We start from the raw sequence: 26,681 nt of genomic DNA on the forward strand, positions 1-26,681 counted from the left end.
CGCTACCGCATGTCAACTCGCGTGCCAAAGCTCGGCGTTATCGGCCGGTTGATGGCAGAGAGCAATTGCCCCTCAGTACATGACAGTACCCATTCGCCGAACTCGTTGTACGCCTGGCGCTGGCGAATCCCCTCGAGGTAGCGAGCAGAGTCAGCCAGGTCGGCATGAGCCGGCGATGAGACCATCATAATCTGACGAGAGGCTCCATACCCCTCGACGTTCAGAAAGCCAAGCTCCGAGAAGACCCCGATGCCGCAGGAGACCGCCCCCGCGGGCACGCGTCCAGTGGCGTCGGCGGCTATGGCAATCTGCTCGTCGGTTGCGACGATGCCGCCCGAGACGGAAAGCGAGCGCAAGGTTCGATAGATGGTCACGAGCTCGTCGCGGTCGGGAGCCGACATGGAGAGCACGCGCTCCCCCGCCGCAAAGCCGCGCGAGCCAAAGAGCATGCGCACGAACGCGGGCTTGCCGTCGCGACCGGCGCGCCCGCTCATCTGGTTGAACTCGACGCGCCCCAGCGGCATGTCAAAGAGCACGACGTTGCGCACGTCAGGAACGTTGACGCCTTCGCCGAAGGCGCTCGTGGCCACGATGCAGTCAAGCTCTCCATCTCTGAAGGCGCGCTCGACGCGCACGCGGTCGGCGCGCGGAAGACCGGCGTTGTAGAACGCGATGCGCTGCCCCCTCTCGGGCACCTGGTGGCGAAGCATGCGGGCCAAATCAACGGTGCGCTTGCGCGAGTTGGCGTAGACGAGCGTCTTTCCGCCCGCCGCGACAATCGAGGCAAGCGCGTCGTCTTGGTCGCGAATGCCGCGCTGGTCATCCACCATAAGGTTGTCGCGAACCGTCCCGTCCACGATCACGTCCGTCTCGGATATGCCGCAAAGCGCGCAGACGTCTCGGGCAACCTCCGTTGAGGCCGTGGCTGTGACGGCAAGCACTGAGGGCTCGCCCAGAAGGGCGCGGATGGCGGGAAGCGTCGAGTACGCCTCGCGCGCGCCAGGGCTCTTGGGCGAGGCATGGTGCGCCTCGTCAATAACCAGGAAGCCGACCCGACCGGATGCCGCAAAGTCCTTCGCGTGAATGGCGAGAAACTCCGGCGTCGTAAGGATGACGTCTGCCGACCCGCCGGCAAGCGCGCGGAAGATGCGACGGCGCTCGGAGGAGCTCGTCTCTCCGGTGAGCACCTCTACTCCCAGGCCCAAGGGGGAAAGCTCGTCTGCAAGGTGATGGGCCTGGTCAGAGACGAGGGCGCGAAGCGGATAGACGAAGACGCTCGCCTGGTGCCGAAGGATGGCCGCTCGAGCGGCGTGAACGTGGAAGATGAGCGACTTCCCGCGGCCCGTCGCCATCACGCACAGGCAGGAGCGCCCCTGAGAGAGCAGGTCGAGCGACGCGCGCTGCGCCGGGAGAAGCGAGTGGTCGCCGATAAGGGCGCGGACAAGCCCGTCGGTGAGCTCTTCCTCCGAGAGAGAGGCAAGCGTTTGCCGAGAGGGCACCTGCGCATCGGCGCGCGAGTCATCGCGAGCCCTCGTCGCGGATGCAGGGGCGCCCGCCGCGCGCTGGAAAAGCCCGTCCACGAAGGCTGGGCCTGCTGCGGGCGCGTCGTCGCGGTAGATGATGTCCTTCACCATCAGCTTTGCCTTCGTGCGGCCCTGCCACGTCTCGTCGACGGCCTCGAAGACAAGGTCGACCACGGCGTCCGTGGCGCACGCGCGGGCACACTCGGGAACGCGAAACATGATGGCAGGCACCGAGGACACGCCGTCGGTGGCAATGAAGCGCAGATGCGACCCATCGGCGCCCACGCGGGCGCGGTTCTTCATCGTGACTGCGCGCGCGGCAAAGAGCGGCTTCTTGTTCCCCTGGCCAAAGGGCTGCAGCGCCTCCAGCGAGCCAATCGTGGCAACGTTGAGCTCGCCCAGGCGAACCGTGGCCGTGACCTCGCCGCGCGTCTCGAACTGCTCGTCGGGAAGCTCGTCCAAGACCTTCTCCATGCGCTCGCGGAACTCGTCCAGACGGTCCGCCTCGCAGGTGACGCCGACGGCGCCGGGGTGGCCGCCAAAGCGAATCAGCATGTCAGAGCACTGCTCGACGGCATGAAAGAGGTCGACGGAGCCCACGGACCTGCCTGATCCGCGCGCGACGCCGTCCGAGATGGTGAAGAGTATCGCGGGCACGTGGTAGCGATTGACAAGCCGGCTCGCCACTATGCCCTTGACGCCTTCGTGCCAGCCCTCGCCTCCCACGACGATGATGCGCCCGCCGGACCAGGTGCGCTCGACCTTCTCCACGGCCTCGTCAGTGAGCTTGGACTCGATCTGGCGGCGCTCGGTGTTGATGGCCTCAAGTTGCCCCGCCAGCTGGGCGGCATCGGCGGGGTCGTCGGTCATGAGCAGGTCAAAGGCCACCTCGGTGGTGCCCATCCGTCCCGCCGCGTTCAGGCGCGGGATGATCGAGAAGGGCAGCGTGTCGGCGGCGATTTCGGAGATGTCCTGATTTGCGACCGCAGCAAGCGCCACGAGGCCAGGGCGCCGGCCGCGGCGCATGAGCGCAATGCCGTCGGTCACGATGGCGCGGTTCTCCGCCGAGAGCGTCATCATGTCGGAAAGCGTTCCCAGCGCAGCGAGGTCGGTGTAGTCGCGCCAGAGGTCAGGCTGGCCAAAGCGGCGGCAGAGCTCGCACAGCAGCTTGAGGGCGACGCCCACGCCGGCAAGCTCGTGAGAGGGGCCCGACTCCGCAAGCTTGGGGTCGGCCACGGGAATGTCGGCGGGGACGAGCTCGGCAGGCTCGTGGTGGTCGGTCACCACGACGTCCACGCCATAGTCGCGAAGGCGCGCCGTCTCTTCTCCCGAGGCGATGCCGTTGTCCACGGTAACGATCAGGTCCGGCTTGCCGTCCAGCAGCACGCGGTCAAGCGCCGCGCGCGAAAGGCCGTAGCCCTCGCCAAAGCGGTGCGGGATGTAGGGGCGGACCTTGCCGCCAAGCTGCCTGAGCCCGCGCGTGAGCAGGCAGGTGGAGCTCATGCCGTCGACGTCGAAGTCGCCAAATATGGCGATGTCCTCGCCGGAGCGAATGGCCGCCTCGACGCGGTCGGCCGCGCCGGAAAGGCCGGGGACCTCGCTGGGGTCTGCCCAGTCGCGCTCGAGCGAGGGAGTGAGAAACTCGTATGCCCGCTTCGCGTCGGACAGGCCTCGAGCCACCAAGACGCGTGCGACGAGCGGGCTCACGTCCAGCTCGCGCACGAGCCTCTTCTCGGCGTCGGGGTCAGAGCCCAAGACGTCCCAACGGCGGCTGTCATCAAGGCCAGGCATCAGCTGTTCGCCTGGGACCCCGCGGCCTTCTCGTCCGCCGGCTTGGCCTCGGGGGCGTACTTCTGCTGGAGCTTCGCCCACTTGGGCTCCTTCGTCTTCCAGATGGCAAGGAGCGGCGAAGCGACGGCGAAGCTGGAGTAGGTGCCCAAGATCTCGCCTATCAGGATGGCGAACGCGAAGTCCTTCAGCGTTGAGCCGCCGATGGCGAGCATGCAGATAACCGGCACGAGCGTGACGATCGTCGTGTTGATGGTGCGGACGATGACCTCGTTGATGGAGTAGTTGCAGATTTCATAGTAGGTGTGGTGCACGCCGTCCCTGAGCTGCTTGGCGTTCTCGTCCATGCGGTTGAACTCGACCACGGTGTCGTAGAGCGAGTAGCCCATGATGGTGAGCAGGGCAGCGATCACGTTGGGCGAGATGTCAATCTGGAACCAGGCGTACACGCCGAGCGTGATCACGAGGTCGTGCATCAACGCTATGACGGCAGTGATCGACATCTTGAACTCGTAGCGGATCGAGACGTACGCGATGATCAGCGCGATTGCCACGAGGAAGGCGATGACCGACGAGCGCGTGGTGTCGGCGCCCCAGTCGGGGCCGATGGTGGTGACGGTGTAGTTGTCGCTCGACAGGCCAAGCGACTCGGCGACCGTCGCCGCGTGACCGCTTGCCGTGGTGGGGTCGGTGGTGTCAGAGCGAACCAAGAAGCCTGCCGACCCCTCGGTCGTGGAGGTCTGGACGGTGGCGTTCTGCTCGCCCGCGTCCTCGAGCGCCGCGCGCATCTGCTCGATGGTGATGTCGCCGGTGTTGTAGAAGTCGATCTCGGTGCCGCCGGTGAACTCGATGCCAAAGACCAGGCCGCGGAAGACGAGGCCGACGACGGCCAGGATGATGAGGATGGCGGAAAGCGTGAGGAACTGCTTGCGATGGCCGATGAACTGGATCTCATGGCTGAAGTGGCTACGCACGAGCCTCACCCCCCTTCTTGGAGCCGACGGGCTTCACGCTGCGCGCGCCACGGTTTGCCGCGGCCTGCTCGGCGCGGCGGGCGGCCTCGTCGAGGTCCTGGTTGATGCCCCAGAACTTGGGGTGAGCGGGAATCACGTTGACGGCCAGAAGGCGAAGCGCCGGGGCCTTGAAGCAGAACATGGTGACGATGTCGCATACGACGCCCAAGGCAAGCGTCAGGCCAAAGCCCTTGACGGTGCCCGCGCCAACAAAGAAGAGGGCGAGCGCGGTGACCAAGGTCACGATGTCTGCATCGAGCGAGGTGCGAATGCCGTGGGACGCGCCGGTGACGGAGGCGTTCTTGACCGTCTTGCCCATGCGGATCTCCTCGCGGAACCTCTCGAGCACCAGGATTGACGAGTCTGCCGCCGAGCCTGTCGTGAGGACCATTCCGGCGAGTCCTGGCAGCGACAGCGAGAAGAGCCCTTGGCTTGAGAGCAGGGCGAGAAGCCCCAGGTACAGGATCGCGAAGACGCCAAGCGAGCCTAGCGTGAGGAAGCCGAGGCCGCGATAGAAGAAGAACAGGTACACGATCACGATGGCGACGCCGACGACGAGGGCGAGCACGCCCTGGCGCAGCGAGTCCTGGCCGAGCGTCGGGCCGACGACGCGGCTCTCGGAGTAGGTGAGCGTGACGGGAAGCGAGCCGGAGTCAAGGACGGTCTTGAGCGACTGCGCCTCTTCGAGCGTGAAGTCGCCCGTGATGGAGACCTGGCCGCCAGAGATCTCCTCCTGCACGGCAGGCGCGGACTGGACCACGCCATCGAGCACGATGCAGATCTGGCCGTTGCTGGGAGCAAGCTCCTTGGTTACCTCGTCAAAGATCTCGGCGCCCTCGGAGTTGAACGTGATGTTGACGGAATAGGTGCCGACCGATGAGGACGACTGCGAGACGGAGGTCGACTCGATGTAGGAGCCGTCAAGGAAGGCGGTGTAGGTGCCGTCCTCAAGCTCGACGTTCTCGGTTCCCGCCTGGATCTTGGCGAGCGCCTCCGCGTCGCCGATGTCATCCATGCGGACGAACTCCAAGTGGCCGGTCTGGCCGATGGTCTCGACTGCTGACTCTGCGTCGGTGGCGCCAGGGATCTGGACCAGAATCGAGTTGGAGCCCTGGATCTGCACCGTTGCCTCGGACGCCCCGAGGGTGTTGACGCGCTTCTCCACGATGGACTGGGCGGTGCTCATCTCGTCAGCGGTGGGCGCAGACCCGTCCGACTTAGTGGCCGTCAGGATGACCGAGACGCCGCCTTGGATGTCAAGGCCGGTTGTGATGCGCTCGGAGAGCGGCGTGAACCCGATGACGCACACGACGCAAAGGACGGCGAGAAGCGCGAGCGTGGTCACGTACTTGCGCGAAGTCGCCGGCATGCGGCGCTTTGCCCTCTTTGACGACTTGGAGGAAGAGCGACCAGAACGCTTCTTGCGCTTACTCGCGCCTCCCTTGGTTTCGGTGGCGTTCCACCGGTCGATGCCCGTTTTGGGAGTATCGGCGTTGTCCTTTTTGGCCATGAGTCAAACCTTCTTGTCTCTGACCTTGGCCGTGGAGCCGCACCCGACGCGGCCATCTGGCACAAGGTCGCAGTTGGCTAACCGTGCCATTATACGTATTCTTCGCGGGTGGGGTCCTACCGCGGCGGGGTCTCTATCCGGTTTGCACGACCCGCGCCCGTAACGCGCGGCTCCAAAGCCGGGTCCCAGCCGAGCTCTGCCAGGACCTTTTTGGCCGAATCATTCAGGCGCGCCCGGCGCCAGGCTGCGCGACCTCTGATGCCCGCGCGGCTGCTGCGGCGCGCCCGGCGCCCTGCCAAGTTGCGCGGCCTCTGATGCCCACACAACGGCGCGCTGGCAGGTTTCGCGACCTCTGATGCCCGCCCTTGCCAGGTAATGCGACTTCTGATGCCCGTTTTGCCAGGTTATGCGACTTCTGATGCCCGTTTTGCCAGGTTGCGCGACTTCTGATGCTGCAAAAGTCGCGCAACCTGGCAGCGTCCTGTTGTGTGGGAGTGCAAAAGAAATGATGACGCCAATGTGTGGGGCGCACTTCTCGCCCAGCTCTTCTAGCTGGGGATTCTTCGGCTCCCCAATCCCGTCGTGTGGGACGCGGCGAGGCGCGCCGGGCGGCCCTCGCGTTGTGTGGGGCTTCTCGTCTCTGTCACGCGCCCTCGGGCAGAGCCTCTTCGCAAAGCCGCAGGTAGGGAAATGGCACAGGTGCAGTAGCATCCAGAGCATCCCCACACAATGGACCGAGTGACCGAGAAGGGCTGCGCAGACCCGCACGACGCGGCTCGCGACCTGCGGGAACGCCGCGGACTCCCACACAATGCGCGGCGCCAATTCCGCGCCGGTCCCACACAACGGGCAAGGTCGGCTCGGGCGAGGCCAGCGCGACGGGAGGAGCCCCGCGTCCGCCGTGCTGAACGCGGCCGCCGTGCTGAACGCAGCCGCAACGTGGCGCGCTACCAGTCCTCAGCGGCGGGGAGGCTCATCCATTCAGAGACGAAGTCGCCGTAGGTGCCCGCAATGATCGCCTCGCGAGCTCGGCGCATCAGGTCGAGAAGGAAATACAGGTTGTGCATGGAAAGCAGGATGGAGCCGACCATCTCCTTCTGCTTCACGAGATGATGCAGGTACGCGCGGCTGTAGCCACCGGTGCAAACCGGGCACGTGCAGCTGGAGTCAAGCGGGCCCGCGTCGTGCTGGAACCGCGCGTTCTTCAAGTTCAGGCGCCCCTCGCTCGAGAAGGCCGTGCCCATCCTGGCCGTGCGCGTGGGCAGCACGCAGTCGAACATGTCGATGCCACACGCCACGCCGCGCACGAGCGTCGTCGGATTTCCAACGCCCATCAGGTAACGGGGCTTCTCGCGAGGCATGTACTGGCTGACCAGCGGCTCCAAGCTTTCGAACATGGTCTCGTGGTCCTCGCCCACCGAGTAGCCGCCAATGCCGAATCCCGGGAAGTCGCCCACGTCCAGCAGGTGCCGCAGCGAACGGCGCCTCAGCCCAAGGTCCATGCCTCCTTGCACGATGCCAAAAAGCGCCTGGTCAGACCTGGTGTGAGCCTTCCAGCAACGCTCGGCCCACATCGCGGACAGCTCGACTCCGCGCTCGACCTTCGCGCGCGGGGCCGGATAGCCGACGCACTGGTCGAGCTGCATCACGATGTCGGCACCCAGCTTCTGGGCGATCGCCATGTTCTCCTCGGGCGTCCACTCAAACCAGCGGCCGTCGTAGTCAACGGCGCGAAAGCGCACGCCATTGTCGGACAGCTTGCAGTACTCCTCGTGGCTGAACACCTGAAATCCGCCGGAGTCCGTAAGGATTGGCCCATCCCAGCAGGTGAACTTGTGGAGCCCGCCCATCTCGGCGACAAGGTCCTCGCCGGGTCTCATGGCAAGGTGATAGGTGTTCGCCAGCACGATCTTGGCGCCCAGCTCCTTGAGCTGCGGGACGAGAACCCCCTTTACCGTGCCCTTTGTTCCCACCGGCATGAAGATCGGAGTCGGAACGTCGCCATGCGGGGTATGCAAGACGCCCGCCCGTGCGTGCGTCGTGGGGTCTTCGGCAACGATGTCATAGGTGAACCAGCGAGAGCTATCGGTGCTTTCGGGCATGAACGTGACTTCCTTACAGATCTGAGTAGCCAACAAAAAGGCCCGGGCGCGTGCCCGGGCCGAACAAGCGCGTATAAAGTGGCTTGATCTACTCGCCGAAACCAGAGTCAACGAGAGCGACGAGGGCGTCGCAAGCCTCCTGCTCGTCAGGACCGTCGCAAGAAATCTCGATCTTGGTGCCCGTAGCGAGACCAGCGGCCAGAATCATCATGATGGACTTGGCGTTAACGGGAGCGGTGTCCTTGTCGACGTTCTTGATGGTGACCTTGCTCTGATACTTCTTGGCCTCAGTCACGAAGACAGACGCGGGACGGGCGTGAAGGCCAGTGGCGTTGATGATGGTGGTCTGCTTAGAAACCATGGTGCACTCCTCTTCCGATGCTCTTAAATTATTCCGGGCACCGAACCCCCTGTGCCCAGCAATCTTCTTCCCAGTTTACACACATTTCTTCATTTCGTGAATATTTCTCTACACTCTTCTGAAGGGGAGGGCCTTCCGCCGGAAAGGTTTTTGCTGGGTAGGATTTCTTCAGCGTCGAATTTGGCTCAAATGCCAACACAACCAGCCGACATGAACAGAGCTCAACATTCTGTATCGTTAGAGGACTGCTCGAGAAAATCGCCACGGCCCTGATGCACAATAGAAGCCGTCGGTGTCGGACCAGGCGCCCGAACCGTGACAATTGACTTTTCCGCGTGCCTCGGCACGCTCTTTTTTGAGAGGAGCCAGCAACATGGCTGACCAGCAGAAGCAGGAAACGACCAATCGAGAGCGGAGCAATACCGGCGCAAACACAAACAAGAAGAGAGCCTCCAAGGGCGAGAAGAGCAAGGCAAAGGAGAAGGGCAAGTCGTCGAGCGCAACAAAAGCGACCTCCAATGGAGCCTCAGCCGCCGCTTCGGCCGCAAAGGGAGCTGCCGCCTCTGCAGCAAAGGGAGCCGGCAAGACAATCGCCGATGGATTTTCTGCCATGCGCGACGTGCACGCGGCCTCGCGAGAGCACTCGAACGCGCGCTCGGAGCTTGAGAGCATGGAAAAGACCCTCGAGGAGACAAACCGCGTGCTCAAGCACCGCACAGACATCGAGGCAAACTACGAGAAGATCGTCTCCGAGCACACCGCGGCGCTCAACGACGCGCGCGAGCGCATTGCGCAGGGGCGCCAGAACATCAGCACGTTAACCAGCGAGAAGAGCGACCTCGAGGCTCGCCTTGAGCTCATGAAGGCAGACGACGAGGCAAAGATCAGCCCGTTTCGAAAGCTTGCGGAGTCCGCGAAGGGGCGTTCGGAGGACGCGTCGCGCACCGTTGCCGAGGCCAAGCGCGCCGTGCGCAACGCCGAGAACCAGGTGAAGGACGCGACCGAGCGCCGGGACGAGAGCGTCGCCTCGGCAAACCACACGCTTGACAGCTCCCAGACGCGCCTCCACAAGGTGCAGTCCGAGCTCGACAAGCTGCTGGCCGACCCGAACGCGCAAAAAGCGGCAATCAAGCAGGCGCAGGACGAGCTTGCGTCCGAGACCGCGCACGTCAACGCCGCCAAGGCGAACGTCGCACGCGCGACGAACGAGGCGCAGAGCCTGGTCGACAACGCGCAGACGCACCTTTGGACGCAGAACCAGTCCCTAGAGACTGCCCAGCGCGAGGCTGCGTCCGCGCAGTCAGAGGCAAAGGATCGTCGCGAGGAGTACGAGCGCCTCAGCAACGAGGCCGCGGCTCGCCAGAAGAAGCTCTCAGACCAAATCGAGAAGCACGAGACGGACCTCAAAGCGGCGCAGGAGTTTGTCGCCACCGCAAAGAAGGACGCCGCAGCAGCGAAGGCCATCTTGGACGAGGCGAACCAGATTCACTCGACCCCCGAGTCGACGGCGCAGCTTCAGCAGGATGTGGTCAAGCAGCAGGCAGCAATAAGCCAGCAGCGGGCCCAGGTGAAGTCGCTCGACACCGCCGAGCAGGACCTGCGAAAGCGCACGCGCACGATTCGCATCATCTTCATCGTGGTCATCGCGGTCATCGTGCTTGCGGTGTTGATGCTTACGAGCGCGGTGCTCTAACGCGGCGGCGTAGCTAGCAGCTCTCGCCAAGGAGAGAGCGCCCCGCACGGCAGTTTCACATCGTGCGGGGCGCCAGGTTTGTCGCGCGGGCTCAGCTTACTCCTCGTGCTTCTCGCCGTCTTCCCTACTCGATAAACATCGCGTCACCGAAGCTCAGGAAGCGATACTTCTCCTTGATTGCCTCTTGGTAGGCCGCCATGATCTGCTCGCGCGTGGCCAAGGCCGAAACAAGCATCATGAGCGTGGAGCGCGGAACGTGGAAGTTGGTTATCAGCGCGTCGACCACGTGATAGGTGGAGCCGGGCATCAGGTAGAGGCTCGTGGTGGCGTCCGCGCGGGCGACTATGTCGCCCTCCCCCGTGATTGCCGCAGAGTCCGGGGCATTTTCGAAGCGCCGCGCGGTCACAGGCGGATTTGAGGCGGGAGCTTCCGGCTCCCAAGCGCTCTCGAGGGAGCGAACGGCCGTCGTGCCCACGGCTACGACGCGATGGCCCGCCGCCTTGGTCGCGTGCACGGCGTCGACCACCTCCTGCGGAACGTGATAGCGCTCGGTGTGCATCACGTGCTTGGTGGGGTCGTCCTCCTCTACCAGGCGAAACGTGTCTATGCCAACCTCGAGCTCGACAGTCTGCCAGCCGACCCCCTTCTTGCGAATGCGGTCGATGAGCTCGGGAGTGAAGTGAAGCCCCGCCGTGGGCGCCGCGGCTGAGTGCTCCTCGTGCATGGCATAGACGGTCTGGTACTTCTCGGGGTCCCCGTCATACTTTGTGATATAGGGCGGCAGCGGAACGTGGCCGGCAGCGTGAATCGCCTCGTCCAGGGTTCGATTGCCCTGGGGCTCAAAGCGCACCAAGCGGCCGCCGCGGTTGTCCTCGAGAAAGTCAATGATCTCGCCGGTGAGAACGACCTCGGCCGACATGGGGGCCTCGATTCCGCCGGCGCGAAACTCGACCACGTTGCCCGGCTTCAGCCGTTTGCCCGGATTGACCAGGCACTCCCACACATGGCCCATGGGGTCGATGTCCTCGCGGCGCTTGAGCAGGAGCGTCTGAGAGACGCCTCCCGTCTCGCGCTTGTGGCCAACCAGGCGCGCAGGCATCACGCGAGTCTTGTTTGCGACGAGCAAATCGCCGGGATCGAGGTAGTCGATGATGTCGGTGAAGACGCGGTGATCGACGGAGCCGTCCTCGCGATGGAGCACCAGCAGGCGACAGGAGTCCCTTGGGTCAGCGGGCGACTGGGCAATCAGCTCGTCGGGAAGTGGATAGTCAAAGTCATCGGTGCGCATGTGCAGTCCTTCTCTGGTCGTTTGTGCGACTGCCTATGATAGCCCACACGCCGCCGTTGTTGCTTTAGAGGCGTTGTCGGCGTCCAAGCGAAGCCCCGCCCTCCCATCACCCCATTGTGTGGGACCGACGCTCCACGCAACGTCACGATGCCAGGTTGCGCGACTTTTGCGGCATCAGAAGTCGCGGAAGTTGGCAGGTCGGGCATCAGAAGTCGCATAACCTGGCAAAAGCGGCATCAGAGGTCGCACAAGTTGGCAGCGCCCGGCATCAGAACTCGCGCAACCTGGCAGCGCAACCTGGCAGCGCAACCTGGCAGTGCCCATTGTGTGGGACCGGCGCTGAAATGGCCAAGGCCGTTGTGCGGGGGTCGAGCGCGTTTCCACAGGTCGCGGGGTGCATCGTGTGGGTCCGCGCCGACGCCGACCTGCTGTCGTTCTATTGTGTGGGACTGTTCTGAATGCCACTCGCCAAGTGCCATTTTTCTACCTGCGGCTTTGCGGATTGCCACTCTCTAGGAACCCGCTACGGGGGCGAAAAGTCCCACACAACGCGAAGGTCATTCGGAATCCCATGCCACGCCCCACACGACGGAATTCCAGTGTCAGGGAAACCGCAGGCAGATAGGTTGGTCGATGGAAGAGCCCCACACGATGCGCACGGCCATCTCTTCGCCAGCCCCACACAACGTGTTAGCTGGAACCCCCTGCCGACCCCTGCCAAGTTGCGCGACTTTTGCGGCATCAGAAGTCGCAGAACCTGACAGCTCGGGCATCAGAAGTCGCATAACCTGGCAGAAGCGGCATCAGAGGTCGCACAAGTTGGCAGAGCGGAGCATCAGAACTCGCACAAGTTGGCAGCGAGGGTCGAGCGCCCGTTGTGTGGGCATCAGAGACCGCGCAAGTTGGCGCTGGCAGTGTGCGCAGCCCTACGCGCGAGCGCCCGCGGCAGCGTCGGCGTCGGCGGCGCGCGCAGCAGCACGAGCTGCCTTGCGCTCGTCGCGGGCCTGGTGGCGCTCGACGGCGGCCTCGGCCGCAGAGAAGCGGCATCCGCAATAGTTCTGTCGGTACATCCCCAGCTCGCGAGACTCGCGCGTGGCCTGTGGATAGTGCGGCCGAAAGTCGCGCCAGACCGCCGTCAGGCCGTTTGCGCGCGAGAGCTTCTCGAGAACGTCGTGGCACTCGTCAAAAAGCTGGTAGGGCGACACGGCAAGCGTCGTCGAGACGTATGAGAAGCCCTTCTCGCGAGCGACTCGGCATGACTCTGCCAAACGAAGCGCGTAGCAGGCGCGGCAACGACGCGACCGGTCGAACCCCGCCGGAGCGACCCCGCGCTCCCACGCGTCGCGGTCGTCTCCGGCAATGATCACTTGGACGTGCGCAACGTCGCGAGCCCACGCTTGAAGCGTGTCCAGGCGGCGCTGCCACTCGGAAACGGGCTGAATGTTGGGGTTTGTCCAGCAAATCGTCGGCTCGAAGCCTTCCTCGCGCAGGAGCTTCACCGGCTCGAGCGAGCAGGGCCCGCAGCAAGCGTGCAGCAGAAGCGGCACCCTTCCCTGCGCCGGCCGCTCCGACCAAGCAGGCCGCGCGCCATTACTTGGCGTCTTTCCCCCATCGCGACCGCTCACCTACTTGCGCCCTCCTTCCGGCTTGGCACCCTCCGGCTTGGGGGCGTCCTTGGCAACAAGGTACTGCTCGAACTGCGAGCTCGCCTCGTCGAAGTTGCTGGGCAGCACGACGGTGCTCGATCCCTTTGCAGCGTACTGGCTCATCATGTCAATCCACTGAGTGAACTCGAAGAGGCGGTTGGCCTCCTCCGCAGTGAGCTCGGAGCCCTGGATCGTGTCGATTGACTCTTTGATGCCGCGCGCAATCGCTACGCGCTGGTCTGCAATGCCCTTGCCCTCGGCAGCCATGGCCTCCGCCTTCGCGCGGGCGGCGATGACGGTCTTTGCGCGGGCGGCATTTGCGTCGTTGGTGGCCGACTCGAGGTTGTTCTTGGACGCGATGATGTGGTTCATTGACTCCTCGACCTCGGCAGGAAGCTTGATGCGGGTAATCAGCGTGGTCACCAGCACGTATCCGTAGCCGAGCATCTTCTGTGCCACCACCTCGTCGATCGCTTGAGCGATTGCGTCCTTCTCGGAGAAGACCTCGTCGAGCGTGCGCGCCGGAATCTGCGAGCGCAGCGCGTCTGCAAGGTAGTCCTGCATCTGGCCGACAGGGTCCTGCAGCGTATAAAAGCTCTTATAGATTCCCGACTGGGCGCCGGCGTTGGCGTCAGAGTAGTCAACGTGGTACTGGATGGAAACGTCCAGCTCGATGGTCACGTTATCCGAGGTCTTTGCATCAAAAGTCATATGCTCGTCCTCGGTCATCAGGCTTACGTCATGCGTGGTGTCAATGAACGGCGCCTTCACGTGGAAGCCCGGGCCGGCAAAGCCCTGAAAGCGCCCAAGGCGCTCGATAACCGCAACGTGCTGCTGGCGCACGACGTATCCGGTAGACAGCACGGCAGCCAAGATGAGGACAATCAGAATGATGAGGAACATGGCCCGACCTTTCGCAGTCCCCAAGGGACCCACGGTCGCCCGGCCGACTGGCTCGGCAGGCACGACTGCCTCTAAGGCGTGCTCATACTCTACCATGCGAGGCGGACGGTAATTCTCAGCCGGTTGTAATGCTTTTTGTTGGGAAAATCCTTCGGCCGTCGCAAGAAAGTGCCAGCTCAACGGCCGCATTCTGCCGACGCTCGAGAACGCGCCGCACGTTTCTGCCATCTGAGCGCTGGTACCACCGCTCGGCATCTTCCATGGAAAGCCCGCCCGACGCCTTTCTGCGCACAAGCCGCTCGTGCAGCAGCCGCTCGTCAGCGGCGAGAAACACCGTGTCGTCCGCCAGCTTCGAGGCCTCGTTCCAAGGGGGCTCGCAGCTCAGCAGCCAGTTGCCCTCAATCAGAGCAATCGGCGCGTCCACGGCAAGCGCGTCCTCCCGCACGTCGTGGATACCACGGTCATAGGTGGGCCACAGCACGCGCCCTCCCGCGCGAAGCTCGCAGAGCTTCGCTAAGAAGCGCTCGTAATCAAAGGTTTCGAGGGTTCCCTTCACGTCGCGCATAAGAACTTTTCGCCCATCGACGACGCAATCGTGGGTCTCGAGAAACTCTTGATGAAAGTGGAAGCCGTCGAGGGGCAGCGCCTGAAGAGAGGGCTCGCCTTCCCTGGACGCAGAGACGCTCTCGAGCGCGTGCGCCATGGTCGACTTGCCCGAGCCCGGGGGAGCTGCGAGAAAGACGACGACGCGCCGGTTGGCCGCCGCGCGCTCGGCCGCCATGCGCTCCCAGCGCTCGATGAGAGGAACGAAGACCTGTTCAACGGTGTCGCGCGTGTAGGTCGCGCTGTGCTTCACGCCGTCGACGACCAGCGAGAAGGTCACCGCTTCGTCGCCGCACGCCGCCGGCCAGACGTCGCCTCTCGCCGCGTCCGCCCCGTCGCTCATCGCACGTCCTTCTCCCCCATTGCCTCGTCGAGCGGCTGCTCCTCAAAGCGCACGCCGCCCTTGCCGTCGCTTGCAAGATAGAGCGCATGCGTGAACCCGCAGTCGATCGCCTGCTTGACGGCCACATCCAAACCTCCAAGGACGCCTTGCGTAGAGTGCGCGTCGGTCGACAGGATGATCTGGCCGCCCATGCGCCTGAGCGCGCGCAGGAGCTCGGGGCGCGGATAGCAGACCTCGCGATAGCCGCGCGCGATGGCGCCGGAGTTCACCTCGAAGGGCTTGCCCTGCTCCACCAGAAGCTCCATAGTCTCGAGCGCTGGCTCAAGGTACTCGCGCGACGACTCGTCGAAGTACTTCCCCAAAGGAGAGGCGCCCGCCCCGTTGAACTTTGCGACAAGGTCGAAGTGCCCGATGAAGTCGCAGCCCGTGCGCTCGACGACGGTGGCCTCCACCTGGTAGTAGTCGCGCGTGAGGGCCATCCAGTCGCCGCCGTAGCAATCGCGGCACAGCTGCTCGAAGAGCTCAGGCTCGTTGTCCACGCTGGGGCCGCGCCCATCGTTTGCCGACACAAAGTGCGTGGAGCCGATCACGTACTGAGCACCGGGGCAGCACGCGCGGCCAGGCCCGTAGAGCGTATCAAGCTCGACGCCCAACAGCACGTCCATCCGCCCGCGCCACTCGTCGGCGACGCCCTTCACCTGGGCCACGTACTCGTCCCAGTCCATGTGGATGTCGTGGTCCATGTGCCCGGAGAAGCCAAAGTGCCCAAGGCCGGCGTCATAGGCCGCCTGCGCCATCTCGCGCGGGGCGTCATGGCCGTCGCAAAGGCAGGTGTGGTTGTGGTAGAGGCCTTTCAGCATTGCGCGCCGCCCTTCTCGCTAGTCCTTCTCGTCTGCCGCCAAAAGCACGATTCCGGTATCAGAGTCCTTGACATAGGCGCAGTCGGGCTCCTTCCAGGCCTCGCGCGCCATCAGGATGTCGCCGGCGCATCCGCCCAGGTGAGACGCGGCGCCGACGCATGCCGCAATGGGAGAGCCCGCCGCCGCGCCCACAGAAAACGTGGCGATCGTCACGAGGACCGCCGGCGCCAGAAGCACGACCGTCTCGCGCGGGCGCGTAAGGACGGCGCCGTCCGTGGCGGTGTACAAAAACGCGTCCTTCCAGCCAAAATGGATGTGGCAGGACGGGCACAGCAGCTTGAAGAAGAGCGCGTGCACGAGCTCGTGGACCGGCAGGGGCACGATGAGAAGTGCAACAAAGAGCAAGACCGAGCCCAGCACGCCAAGGCCGCCCTCGCCCATCCCCATAAGCGTGCAGATGGCCGCAGACACCGCCAGCGCCACGCAGAAGAGGACGACGGAGAGGCGCGTGAGGCGCTTCTGGAACGCCTTGTCCTCAAGCACGTTGATGTCAGCAATCTTTCTCATTCAGCAAACTTTCTCATGGGGCCCCAATCTTTCTCCTAAGGCTCTAGACTACCATGCGTGTGGGATAATCGAATGCCACATGAACTGTCGAAGGAGTGCCTCGAATGCCCGATTCTCGTCCTACGTTTCCCAAGCGCGCCGTCATCACCGGCGGCATGCCCTATGGCAACAAGAACCTGCACTTTGGCCACATCGGTGGCGTCTTTGTGCCCGCAGACTTCTTTGCCCGGTTCCTTCGCGACCGCATTGGCAAGGAGAACGTCATATTCGTGTCCGGAACCGACTGCTACGGCTCGCCCATTATGGAGGGCTACCGCAAGAAGGTGGAAAGCGAAGGCTACACCGGCACTATCACCGACTACGTGCGCGCCAACCACGAGCTGCAGCGCAGCGCCCTCAACGCCTACGGCATCAGCCTGGACATCTTTGAGGGCTCCGGCCTTGAGCCTACCAAGCCCGTGCACGCCGAGCTCACCGACAAGGTCATCCGCCGCCTGTACGAGCGCGGCTACCTGCACAAGATGAGCACGCGCCAGTTCTACGACGTGAAGGCGGGCCAGTTCCTGAACGGCCGCCAGGTCATCGGCCGCTGCCCCGTGCGCGGCTGCAAGTCGGAGAAGGCCTACGCGGACGAGTGCGACCTCGGCCACCAGTTTGACCCCGAGGAGCTCATCAACCCCGTGTCTCAGCTGACCGGCACCACCCCTGAGCTGCGGCCCGTTGACAATTGGTACTTCGACCTGCCCGCGTTCAGGGACGACCTCGACGAGCTCATGGACGAGTGGGACGCCGACCCGCAGGTGCGCGACATCGTCACGAAGACCGTGCGCGAGAGCCTGGCCGACCCGATCGTCTACATCCAGACCAAGTTCCGCGACGCGTTCTCGACCTGCGAGGGGCAGCTTCCCGAGCACAGCGTGAGCGAGGCGGAGGGCAACCAGTCGTCCTTCTCGGTCAAGTTTGCCAACTGGAAGGACCGCGACCGTGCCCGCGAGGTGCTCGAGGCCAACGGCATCCGCTTCCGCACTGGAAAGACGCTGCTTCCGCTGCGCATAACCGGCAACATCGAGTGGGGCGTGCCCGCGCCCGACCTCGACGGCACGCACGACCTCACGGTTTGGGTGTGGCCCGAGAGCCTGTGGGCGCCAATCTCGTTCGTCCAGACCGTGCTCGCGCAGGACGCGAAGAGCGGCGCCGGGCGCTACTCGTCCGACGACTGGCGCGACTGGTGGTGCGCCGACGACGCGCGCGTCTACCAGTTCATCGGGCAGGACAACATCTACTTCTACTGCGTGGCGCAGCCGGCCATGTGGAAGGCGCTCGACTGGGGGCTCTTCCAGGACACGCCCGTGGCGAACTACCACATACTCTTTATGAACAAGAAGGCCTCGAGCTCCGGCGCCATCAAGCCGCCCATGGCCGAGGAGCTGCTTGAGTACTACACCCCCGAGCAGCTGCGCTGCCACTGGCTGAGCCTGGGCCTCGACCAGAAGGCCGTGAGCTTCTCCCCCAAGGCCTTCGACACGAGCGTCTCGCACAAGGACAAGAAGACCGGCGAAGAGGTGCTGGTGAAGGACGACCCGCGCGTCGTGGACCCCGCCCTCAAGGAGAGCGCCTTCCTGACCAACATCTTCAACCGCCTTGCGAGGAGCTGCTTCTATGGCGCGCAGAACGTTTGCGCAGGTCACCTGCCCCGCATGGAGGCTGACGACGACGTGCTTGACGCTTGCCGCAAGGCAACGCTCGACTTTGAGAAGTGCGCGTACGGCTTTGACGCGCACGGCGCGCTGGCGGTTGCGGAGGAGTTCTGCCGCGCGGCCAACAAGCGCTGGGGCGACGAGTCCAAGGCCGCCAAGGGCGACGACGCCGCATACGAGCACGCTCTGGCCAATGCCTTCGCCGAGCTGCGCACCGTCACGCTGCTGATGCATCCCGCCGTGCCGTTTGGCTGCGAGAAGATCTGCTCGTATCTGGGCTTTGAGCCCGAGTTCTTCTTCAGCTGGGAGAACGCCTTCGACACGCCGGCCCAGCTCGCCGCCAAGCTGGGCGAGAAGCCCGAGGGCCACGCGCTGGTTGAGCTTCCGCCTCGCTTCGACTTCTTTGAGAAGCACCCCAGCCAGAGGTAGGGCTTTGCCTCAACGTTGGGAAACCGGGGCCGCGGCGCTGCGCATTTTCGGCGCGCCGCGGCCCCGCACTTTGTTGCGGTCACGCCGCTTCGGCGCCGCGCCTGCACCCGTCCGCACCCGCGCCTGTGCCCGCCCGCACCTGCCAACTTGCGCGACTTCTGATGCCCACACGACGGGTTTGGCAGACCGCTGCCAAGTTGCGCGACTTCTGATGCTCAGCTCTGCCAACTTGTGCGAGTTCTGATGCCGTTTCTGCCAGGTTGTGCGACTTCTGATGCCCGACCTGCCAGGTTATGCGAGTTCTGATGCTGCAAAAGTCGCGCAACCTGGCAGCGATCCAGCCCGGACCGTCGCAGGACTTGGTCCCAGCTGACCCGGCGCCCACCTTGGCAGCGATCCAGCCCGGACCGTCGCAGGACTTGGTCCCAGCTGACCCGGCGCCCAACTTGGCAGCGAGCCAGCCCGGTGACCAGAGACCATCCCACTCCCCAGCGCACGCCCGTCAAGTCCGACCGAGCCTACTTCCCCATAACCTGAGATGCCTCGTCATCGTTGGCCGCTTGATAGAAGACGTGCTCGAGCTTCTCGCACAGTCGCTGATTCTGGTTGAAGTACCACGCCCCCACCTCGGCAAACGCTCCTCTGTACTCCAAGTCAGGCCAGTTCTTGTCCTCGCCCTTCTTGATCGTGTACTTGGGCAAGAAGATGAACTGCGCGGGCGTCAGATTGCAGGTCGTGATAATCGCGGTGTCGTCAATCACCAAGAACTTCGAGTGCACGCGCGGATTAACGAAGTAGCTCACGGTGCCGTTCTGCACGTTATTGAGCTCGTCGGCAAACGCCTTGAACGCAGATGAGTTTCTCGGTCGGCGATTCCTTTGGTCAGTCTTGCCGCCATAGGTCTGCGAGAGAAAGCTGGTCTTGACCCCGCGATTTGCCGCGTCAAGCGCGCTCTTCAGAATGCCGTCGACGGTCTTTCCGCCCTCCTTGTATTGGTAGGCCGAGACGTGCTGCGCACAGATCAGAATCCGATCGCTAGCGTTATCGAGAAGGTCACATATACGGTTTCGCGCATAGTGAGGCGAGTCGGCGTAGAAGGGTGCCTGGAAGACAAGCGCGCCCTTGCGCCCAGGGGCCTTGCGCATGGCCGGGTAATAGGTCAGGTAATCGCGGTAGCCGCGCGACTCGTCAAATTCCCGCTCATCAATTGAGCAATCCTCGAAGTCCGAGAAGAACTTGCGAGCCACGGCAACTACAGACTGGTCATCGATGATAGTCAGCAGGTTGTCCTTGACCTCGTCGCGAACGCAGAAGTTCGAGCTGGTCAGCACAGCCGCGCCGGTACCGTCTTTATATTCGATAAGGGCGAGCTTTGCGTGAAGGCTATAGAGAAGCGGAGACTGCCCGCGCACGAACGGCTTGATACTCTTGCTGCGAATGAACATGTGCGGGAAGACCAGCAGACGGAACTTGTCACAATTGCGTGAATATTCCTCCGCTTTTTCATACACGTCATTTGCCAGGGAGCGCTTTGTCTCCTCTTCGCTGACGGTATTTCCGGTCTTGTACGAAACTATCTGCGCTGGGCTCTTATCCTGATAGCCGTCAAGCGGAATCGACGTAACGGTAACGTCAATCCCCCGGCGCGCGTAATCCTCAAGACGCTCGAGCAGATATAGATTATTGAATAGATAGAGCACGAGCTTGATTGAGGAAATTGAGTCGGCGCGGTCGTCTATGTACTTCAAGAACTTATCAAGCAGCCGCGGATTGCAGCCCTCGGAGTAGTAAGCATCCGGTTCGTCGTAGTTGGAAGGGCCGTCCGTGTAAAGGTATCCCATTGCTACTCCCCCCAAAATTGGGCGCTAAGCAGATGTTGACATGCTACTACTCTGCCGCATCGGCGGAACCATCAAAATGGCAAGCGAACTTGGAGCATCGACTGGGCGCGCGATTCGGTAAGATTCAAGCGCGCAGCCCGGGCGGGACTCAATGAGGTCACGTGTGCAATCTTCCTGTTTAACAAGGCGCAACACGACGGGAGAAAAACCAGCGATAATAATGCCATGCGCCAGCGCGCGCATTGGAGAGGAGACACCATGAAGGAATTCTTTGGCACGCAGATGCCCAAGCTGGGGTTTGGCCTCATGCGTCTGCCCCGACTTGAGGACGGCAAGACCATCGACGTCGAGCAGTGCGAGATCATGACCGACAAGTTCCTCGATGCAGGCATGCGCTACTTCGACACCGCGTACGTTTACGAAGGCAGCGAGGAGGCCGCCGCGAAGTTCCTGGTAAATCGCCATCCTCGCGACAGCTACTACCTCGCTGACAAGCTCAACGCCAGCAGCTGGGCCGCAAAGTCAGCCGACGAGGCTCGCCGCGAGCTGCAGGTTTCGCTCGACCGCACCGGCGCGGGCTACTTCGACTTCTACCTGCTCCACGCCCTCTCTGCCGACAGCCTCAAGTACTACGACGAGTATGGGATCTGGGACTTTGCCGCAAAGGCAAAGGAGCAGGGTCTCGTCCGCCACGTGGGCTTCTCGTTCCACGACCACCCCGACGTGCTCGACAAGATCCTGACCGAGCATCCCGAGGTGGAGTTCGTGCAGCTGCAGCTCAACTACGGCGACTGGGAAAGCCCCAGCGTCTGCTCGCGCGAGAACTACGAGGTCGCGGTCAAGCACGGCAAGCCCGTCGTGGTGATGGAGCCGGTCAAGGGCGGACTGCTTGCCAACCCGCCCAAGCAGGTGCAGGACATCCTGCGCGCCGCGAACCCTGACGCCTCGATCGCCAGCTGGGCAATCCGCTTTGTCGCCAGCCTGGAAAACGTAATGGTCGTGCTCTCCGGCATGTCGAACATCGCGCAGATGGACGACAACCTTTCCTACATGCGCGACTTCCAGCCGCTGAACTCCGACGAGCATGCGGCCGTGGAGCGCGCAAGCAAGACTTTGGCCTCAATCGACCAGATTCCTTGCACGGGATGCCATTACTGCACTGGTGGCTGCCCGCAGCAAATCGACATCCCGTCGATCTTCTCGGCAGTCAACAAGAACATGGTCTACGGCGACCTCGCCGGCGCAAAGCGCAGCTACGCCATGGCCACCAACGGCGACCACGGCAAGGCGAGCGACTGCATCCACTGCCTGCAGTGCGAGAACGCCTGCCCGCAGCACCTGCCGATCACGTCGCTTCTCGAGAAGGCCGCGGACACGCTGGAATAGAGCGCAGCGCGCGCTTTGAAGTGACAAGAGCGGGAGCCCCGGGACAGGACGGGGCTCCCGTTTTTTCGCAGACAGGCGAGGCGACCCAGCTGCCGTGCCAGGCTCAGCTCGCTCCGTTCTCGAACGACTCGTCGAGCCAGTCGACGTCGGGGCGGCAGACGAGGCGGGCGTCGCAATAGGCCATGCGCGGCGTCAGTATCGTCTGACCGATGTAGGAGCCAGACGCAGTCCTCTCCAAGACGAGGGCCATGTCGGGCTCGGCGTCTTCCGTCAGGTCGAGCGGAAGCAGCAAGTTGACGCTGTTCGCCCGCGGATAGTACGCGGGCACTGCCGTGCGATAGCTCCACTTGACGCGCTCCAGTGCGAGGTTAACGGCGACGTCCAGCGCATTTTTCAAACGCATCCAATGCACGCCGTCGTTCGGCAGCTTGCGCTTAAGCTCGTCGAGCGCCGCGCGCCCTTCGCTTTCCGCCGCGGTCGGGTCGTCGACAGCAGAGAATCCCCTCTTTACCAGCGCAATCAGCTTGGGACTGTCATAGAGTTCGCGCTCGAGGAAGCTTTGCGGAAGGCGGTCAATGTTATCAAGCAGGATGTGCTCGTAGTCAAGGACCGGCACCTGGCTGTCGTCGTAAAGCACGTCCTCCAGACGCTTGAGGTACCGGGCGCGCTGGGGTAGCGGGTTGAACGTGCGCACCAGACGGTCGCCCACGCGCTCCTCCCCCGCACAATAGAATCCGATCAGCTTCCAGGGCTGCATGCCCGGTCGGTCGTTTGCCTCAAAGCAGGCATAGATCGACTCGTACGAGCGGTCTACCAGCCCCGTGTTGTACGCCGCAAATCCGTCGCGGGCGTTCTCGCACACTTTCTCCTCGTGAACGAGGCGCCAGAACGTGTAGCGCAGATAGCTGTCAAGAATCGCGTAGCGCGGCGAGCCGTCCTCGTCGCAATCGGAGGGAGAGAAGTCCCAGCGCTCGGGAAGCGCCTTTTCGGCGAGCCTAGGCAGCCAATCCTTCCAGCAGTAAAGGTAGGCCCATTTGCGCAGGTCACACACATCAGCTGAAGCGTCCTCGTCCTGCCCGCGAACTGGATTGGTGACATCTGAGCTCATGAGTGATCCCCTCTCGGCGAGTGCGTGCCCATGCATCCGATTGTAGGCGCGGCGCGCAAGTAGCGTGCGGGCGAGTTGGCGCTCCTCTGCCGCCAAGAGGCGGCTCCGGTGCGCCGAACTCGCCTTAGTGCAGACTTTGGCTACCTTCGTGCGCCGAACTCGCCTTAGTGCAGATGGTCAACGGGACCGACAGCGACCACGACGGGCACCGCAAAATCGGCGCGCCTCGTCTACCAGGCATTTTATGTAGTTTGAACTTTGATGACGCTAATTGGGTCCGCCATGGGGCCCGCACTAAGGCGAGTTCGGCGCAGGGGTGGGGGGAACACGTCGCACGAGCGCCGGTTCGGCGCAAGAAAGCCCCGCGCGCAAAGCGCGCGGGGCTATGCTTGGGACGATGCCGCCGTCGAAAGGAGCAGCCATGTCAGCAGAGAGAACCGAAAGCAAGTACGTCACCGTCGCGGATGACGTGCAAATCCATGTGTGGGACGCCGGCGACGAGAACGCCCCTGCGCTTGTTTTCGTTCCTGGTCTTACGTTTTCAGGCGAGGTATTCAAGCACCAGCTGGAGCACTTCAAGGGCACGCATCGCGTTGTGCTGGTAGACCCTCGCGGCCAAGGCCTCTCTACCAAGTGCCCCTTCGGCAACGACTACCACACGCACGGCAAAGACCTCATTCGCGTAGTTGATTCGCTGGGCATCAAGAAGCCTACCCTCGTGGGCTGGAGCTGCGGAAACCTTGAGGTGTGGAGCTATCTCGAGCAGGCGGGCGTAGACTCCGTGGCAGGAGCGGTCACCGTCGACATGAGTCCGCTCCCCCATAACGAGGACCCCTCGGCATGGACCGAGGGCACCCCGGAGGAGCTTTCGGAGATCATGACGCACACGCTGGTTGACCCAGAGTCTGCCCACGGCTTCTGGGACGAATACCTGCGAGAGGTCATGTGGCAGGGGCCGCTTGATCCCGACCTCTACGACTACTTCATGGACATGGGCGCGCGCACGCCGTACTGGGTCACGCACGAGCTCTTCGGCGACGCCATCCTTTCCGACTACCGCGCCGTAGCCCAAGAGGCCGCACGCAAGATTCCGACGCTCATGTTCATCGCCGAGCACTGGGCTGATATTGCCGAGCCGTTCTACAACAAGCTCTGCCCGGAGACCCCTACCTACGTCATGGGCGGGCACCTGATGGCAGTCCAGTACCCCGATCGTTTTAATGCGCGGCTTGAGCAGTTTCTGAAGACAGGAAAGTAGGTCGAGCGCCCCCGACGGCAGGTCGCTGGCGAAAAGAGGAGGGCGGGACCCTGTCCCGCCCTCCTCTTTTCTGCTGCGTTGCCCTGCGAGGAGTCATTACGCAGAAATCACCCAGGATTCTGGATGACCCGGCGCTTAGAGACCTAATGGTAGCGGTAGCCGACGGTTCCTGGCGAAGCGCGGGGCAAACGCGATGGCTTTGCCCTGCGAGCGCTGTCTGTTGCACCGAACCCGCCTTAGTGCGGGCCCTGCCAAAGTTTTTGCACCGAACCCGCCTTAGTGCAGGCCCTTCGCTGGGTCGCAAGAGGGAAAGCGATCTCGTGCAATTCTGCCGCGAGTCATCTACCTGCGGTTTTATGAAGTTCAATGATTTATGACTCCGCTCGGACCCGCCAGAGGGCCTGCACTAAGGCGGGTTCGGTGCACTGTGCGGGCGGGCACCTGCACTAAGGCGGGTTCGGTGCACTGTGCGGGCGGGCACCTGCACTAAGGCGGGTTCGGTGCACGACTGACCACGGACTAGGGCGAATCCACCGCCCGCAAAGGTGCTCATCCGGCAGACAAGCTAGCGCGACATCCCTAATACCATGCCGCTCACGTACGGAATCAGCCAGATGGCCCACACGACAATCGAAAAGCGATGGAAGTTGCGGCGCGCCTGCTCAGTTCCGACGGCAACCGTGCGTGTCGCCCAGATTGCATGGAAAGCCATCAGCGCAATGGCCACGGCGCCGGTGACGGCATGCAGTCCCAGCTGGAAGGTGCCGCCCGCAAGCTGCCCCATCATAGAGGTGCCCAGCGTGTCGCAGGCAAGACCCGCCCAAAAGACCACGACATGCGCAACCTTGAGATTGCCGGTCCGTCGCTCCCAAAAGACGCCAATGGTGTAGAGGACAAGCGCTGCGGTAATCGCGACGATAGAGACAACAAGCGTGGTGGACATGGCGAAAGCTCCGTTTCTAAGCGCGGGTAAAGGAGGCGATTGGAAGCCTCACCAAATCGCCGACGTCCGCTGAAATAGTTGACATACAGATAGCGCCGGAACGCATTCTTGCCGATTGCGCGGGCGCTGTAAAGCGCCCGCGCAGGGTCCATAAAACCCGCGCTTAGCCTGCACGCAGGCCTCGAGCTCGGTCGCGAGCAGGAGCCCTCGGCGACGGTCGTCTGGAGCGGGCTTGCCGGCTGGAGCGAGCTCCCCCTTCTGTGGAACGTCTTCCCGTACCACCCCTATCGCACGAGAGACAAGAACACCAACCGAGCGCCCAACCCCACCGAGATTGCGATTGGCAGAGGCTACGTGCTCCGGCTCATGGACATCTTCGAGATCGAGGCAGACCAGGTCTGGTGCATAGGTCTCGACGCATGGCGGGTGATGTTTCCCGGCGTCTCGCACCGAGGAAACGAGCACTACGTCCGCATGCCTACCGACAAGGGCGAGGCCATCTGCTTGAGGCAGCTGCGCGAGCTCGGCGCGAGGCTCGCGGCGTCCGAGCCCCGCGCCAGGCACTAGTCATCGTCATCGTCTTGGCCGTAGAGGTCGTCTAACCAAGAGTAGTCGCTTTCGTCAGGCTCTCCCCTGAGGGCGAGCTCGGCGCGCCTCCTCTCAACTTCGCGCAGGTTGAGGGCATCGTCGCCGTCATCGAAGAACTCGCGCCTCTCAAGGTCTTCCAGGCGCTTCTTTGCCGCCTCGGCATACTTTCGCAGCTCGACCCAGCTCTCGGGCACTTCGGTCGGGGCGTCCTTCTCGCCGTCGAACCAGCACTCGAAGTCGCTTGTCCTGAGCGTGCCCTCGCCGCGAATCGTCAGAGGGCACATGCGGTGCATCCATGGCTCGATGGCGATAAGGTGCACGTTGCCGTCAGGGTCAGTCGTGCGGATCTCAACCTCGTCGCAGGCCTCGTCCCCGCCCTCCTCGTACTGATAGAGGCGCACCTCGAAAGGACAGCTGGGGTCGAGCCTGCACTCCTGGTAGAGCTCGTAGATCGAGATGGACGGCCGTTCCCCCTGCATCAGCACGTCGCGCAGCTCCGCCCCGAATCGCTCCGCGTCCTCCGAGGCGGCGATCGGCCTCGCCGAGGTCACGCGCATGCCCATCTCGCGCTCGTCGTCGCGCTCGAAGGTCACCACGAACGTACGAGTCCACGTTTCGCGAATCGCGTTCGTCTGCGGATTCCAAGCGACGCCCATGCACGCCGGCAGCCCTAGCCGGCGCAGGCGATTCTTCGAGAAGGTGTGCGTAAGCTCGATGCTCTCCTCGCCGCCCTCGAGCCATGCGAGCAAATCGTCCGCACGCTCGGAGACCACCTCACCGATGGTTGACCGCGCGGTCTCATCGCTTCCGAAGGTCGCGGCGCCCTCCTCGCGGAACCTTGGCTTCTCCTCGCCCGGCCACCTCATGGTGTCGCAGAAGTCGACCGCGGGCTTAAGGCGGTAGCTCCAGTCATCGCCGCTCCCGAAGTCGTACTCATTCGCAGAGACCACCCACTCCACGCGCGACAGGACCGCCTCGTCGTTGGTGGAGCGCATCACGGCGGAGAGCAGGTCGCACTCGGGAACGCCCACGGGGATTTCGGGGAAATAGCCAAAGATGTCAGACTTGAAGAGGGCGTCGTCCTCGTCGGTCCAGAGCAGCCCGGCGCGCGCCTGCGTGGCGAGAAGGTCTGCGCCCGTCGGAAGGGGCAGCTTGGAGCCGTTCCCTGCTGCATGTTGGTTGCTGTTCTCCATGAGTCCCTCCTATGCGTCGAACATCGAGCGTCAGCCCC

General features: G+C 63.4%; 20 protein-coding genes. 5 read left to right on the forward strand and 15 right to left on the reverse strand.

Annotation, left to right across the window (positions count from 1 at the left end; all coding sequences use genetic code 11):
• Window positions 1-2 precede the first annotated feature (2 nt).
• The 5 genes from recJ to ACOYJL_RS09345 all read right to left on the reverse strand — a co-directional run bounded on the left by recJ (window position 3) and on the right by ACOYJL_RS09345 (window position 8,297).
• Window positions 3-3,314, reverse strand: coding sequence for a single-stranded-DNA-specific exonuclease RecJ (gene recJ / locus ACOYJL_RS09325; RefSeq protein WP_433569956.1), 3,312 nt, complete (start codon window positions 3,312-3,314; stop codon window positions 3-5).
• Window positions 3,314-4,294 carry a protein translocase subunit SecF gene (gene secF / locus ACOYJL_RS09330; RefSeq protein ID WP_433569957.1) on the reverse strand — a complete coding sequence of 327 codons (981 nt, stop codon included), beginning with the start codon at window positions 4,292-4,294 and terminating at the stop codon, window positions 3,314-3,316. The genes recJ and secF overlap by 1 nt, the downstream gene beginning before the upstream one ends.
• Entirely contained in the window at window positions 4,278-5,834 is a 1,557-nt protein-coding gene (gene secD, locus ACOYJL_RS09335; protein WP_433569958.1) for a protein translocase subunit SecD, read from the reverse strand. The genes secF and secD overlap by 17 nt, the downstream gene beginning before the upstream one ends.
• Window positions 5,835-6,781: 947 nt before the next feature.
• Entirely contained in the window at window positions 6,782-7,936 is a 1,155-nt protein-coding gene (tgt, locus tag ACOYJL_RS09340; RefSeq protein WP_433569959.1) for a tRNA guanosine(34) transglycosylase Tgt, read from the reverse strand.
• A gap of 88 nt (window positions 7,937-8,024) precedes the next feature.
• Window positions 8,025-8,297 (reverse strand): HPr family phosphocarrier protein, encoded by a 273-nt coding sequence (locus ACOYJL_RS09345; protein WP_433569960.1) that lies wholly within the window; start codon window positions 8,295-8,297, stop codon window positions 8,025-8,027.
• Window positions 8,298-8,670: 373 nt separating this feature from the next.
• Between ACOYJL_RS09345 and ACOYJL_RS09350 the strand changes: the two genes are divergently transcribed.
• The gene (locus tag ACOYJL_RS09350) at window positions 8,671-9,990 is read left to right on the forward strand and encodes a hypothetical protein (protein WP_433569961.1); all 1,320 of its coding nucleotides are present in this window, start codon (window positions 8,671-8,673) and stop codon (window positions 9,988-9,990) included.
• Window positions 9,991-10,114: 124 nt separating this feature from the next.
• On the opposite strand, the gene queA is transcribed toward ACOYJL_RS09350, so the two are convergent.
• The 6 genes from queA to ACOYJL_RS09380 all read right to left on the reverse strand — a co-directional run bounded on the left by queA (window position 10,115) and on the right by ACOYJL_RS09380 (window position 16,200).
• Window positions 10,115-11,278, reverse strand: a complete 1,164-nt coding sequence (gene queA / locus ACOYJL_RS09355; protein ID WP_433569962.1) for a tRNA preQ1(34) S-adenosylmethionine ribosyltransferase-isomerase QueA — start codon at window positions 11,276-11,278, stop codon at window positions 10,115-10,117.
• 926 nt (window positions 11,279-12,204) lie between these two features.
• Entirely contained in the window at window positions 12,205-12,825 is a 621-nt protein-coding gene (locus tag ACOYJL_RS09360) for an epoxyqueuosine reductase QueH (RefSeq protein WP_433569979.1), read from the reverse strand.
• Between the two features lie 78 nt (window positions 12,826-12,903).
• Window positions 12,904-13,827, reverse strand: coding sequence for an SPFH domain-containing protein (locus tag ACOYJL_RS09365; RefSeq protein WP_433569963.1), 924 nt, complete (start codon window positions 13,825-13,827; stop codon window positions 12,904-12,906).
• A gap of 115 nt (window positions 13,828-13,942) precedes the next feature.
• On the reverse strand, window positions 13,943-14,773 hold the full coding sequence (locus tag ACOYJL_RS09370) for a nucleoside/nucleotide kinase family protein (protein WP_433569964.1): 831 nt from the start codon (window positions 14,771-14,773) through the stop codon (window positions 13,943-13,945).
• A complete protein-coding gene (locus ACOYJL_RS09375) occupies window positions 14,770-15,633 on the reverse strand; it encodes a PHP domain-containing protein (protein ID WP_433569965.1) in 864 nt (287 codons plus the stop codon). The genes ACOYJL_RS09370 and ACOYJL_RS09375 overlap by 4 nt, the downstream gene beginning before the upstream one ends.
• A gap of 18 nt (window positions 15,634-15,651) precedes the next feature.
• A complete protein-coding gene (locus tag ACOYJL_RS09380; protein ID WP_433569966.1) occupies window positions 15,652-16,200 on the reverse strand; it encodes a DUF3267 domain-containing protein in 549 nt (182 codons plus the stop codon).
• A gap of 104 nt (window positions 16,201-16,304) precedes the next feature.
• Here ACOYJL_RS09380 and ACOYJL_RS09385 point away from each other — a divergent pair, with 104 nt between their 5' ends.
• Complete coding sequence (locus ACOYJL_RS09385; protein WP_433569967.1) at window positions 16,305-18,326, forward strand: methionine--tRNA ligase; 2,022 nt, start codon at window positions 16,305-16,307, stop codon at window positions 18,324-18,326.
• 518 nt (window positions 18,327-18,844) lie between these two features.
• Here the strand turns inward: ACOYJL_RS09385 and ACOYJL_RS09390 are convergent.
• Entirely contained in the window at window positions 18,845-20,167 is a 1,323-nt protein-coding gene (locus ACOYJL_RS09390) for a phospholipase D-like domain-containing protein (RefSeq protein WP_433569968.1), read from the reverse strand.
• 258 nt (window positions 20,168-20,425) lie between these two features.
• On the opposite strand from ACOYJL_RS09390, the gene ACOYJL_RS09395 reads away from it, so the two are divergent.
• A complete protein-coding gene (locus ACOYJL_RS09395; RefSeq protein WP_433569969.1) occupies window positions 20,426-21,553 on the forward strand; it encodes an aldo/keto reductase in 1,128 nt (375 codons plus the stop codon).
• A gap of 103 nt (window positions 21,554-21,656) precedes the next feature.
• Here the strand turns inward: ACOYJL_RS09395 and ACOYJL_RS09400 are convergent, their stop codons facing one another.
• A complete protein-coding gene (locus ACOYJL_RS09400; protein ID WP_433569970.1) occupies window positions 21,657-22,661 on the reverse strand; it encodes a DUF3825 domain-containing protein in 1,005 nt (334 codons plus the stop codon).
• Window positions 22,662-23,082: 421 nt separating this feature from the next.
• On the opposite strand from ACOYJL_RS09400, the gene ACOYJL_RS09405 reads away from it, so the two are divergent.
• Window positions 23,083-23,919, forward strand: a complete 837-nt coding sequence (locus ACOYJL_RS09405; RefSeq protein ID WP_433569971.1) for an alpha/beta fold hydrolase — start codon at window positions 23,083-23,085, stop codon at window positions 23,917-23,919.
• Window positions 23,920-24,484: 565 nt separating this feature from the next.
• Here the strand turns inward: ACOYJL_RS09405 and ACOYJL_RS09410 are convergent.
• Window positions 24,485-24,862, reverse strand: coding sequence for an HsmA family protein (locus ACOYJL_RS09410; protein ID WP_433569972.1), 378 nt, complete (start codon window positions 24,860-24,862; stop codon window positions 24,485-24,487).
• Between the two features lie 366 nt (window positions 24,863-25,228).
• On the opposite strand from ACOYJL_RS09410, the gene ACOYJL_RS09415 reads away from it, so the two are divergent.
• Window positions 25,229-25,429 (forward strand): hypothetical protein, encoded by a 201-nt coding sequence (locus ACOYJL_RS09415; protein WP_433569973.1) that lies wholly within the window; start codon window positions 25,229-25,231, stop codon window positions 25,427-25,429.
• Here ACOYJL_RS09415 and ACOYJL_RS09420 read toward each other — a convergent pair.
• Window positions 25,426-26,643, reverse strand: coding sequence for a hypothetical protein (locus tag ACOYJL_RS09420; RefSeq protein ID WP_433569974.1), 1,218 nt, complete (start codon window positions 26,641-26,643; stop codon window positions 25,426-25,428). The genes ACOYJL_RS09415 and ACOYJL_RS09420 overlap by 4 nt on opposite strands.
• Window positions 26,644-26,681: the final 38 nt, after the last annotated feature.

The organism is Tractidigestivibacter sp. (assembly GCF_050946515.1).
Lineage (GTDB): Bacteria > Actinomycetota > Coriobacteriia > Coriobacteriales > Atopobiaceae > Tractidigestivibacter.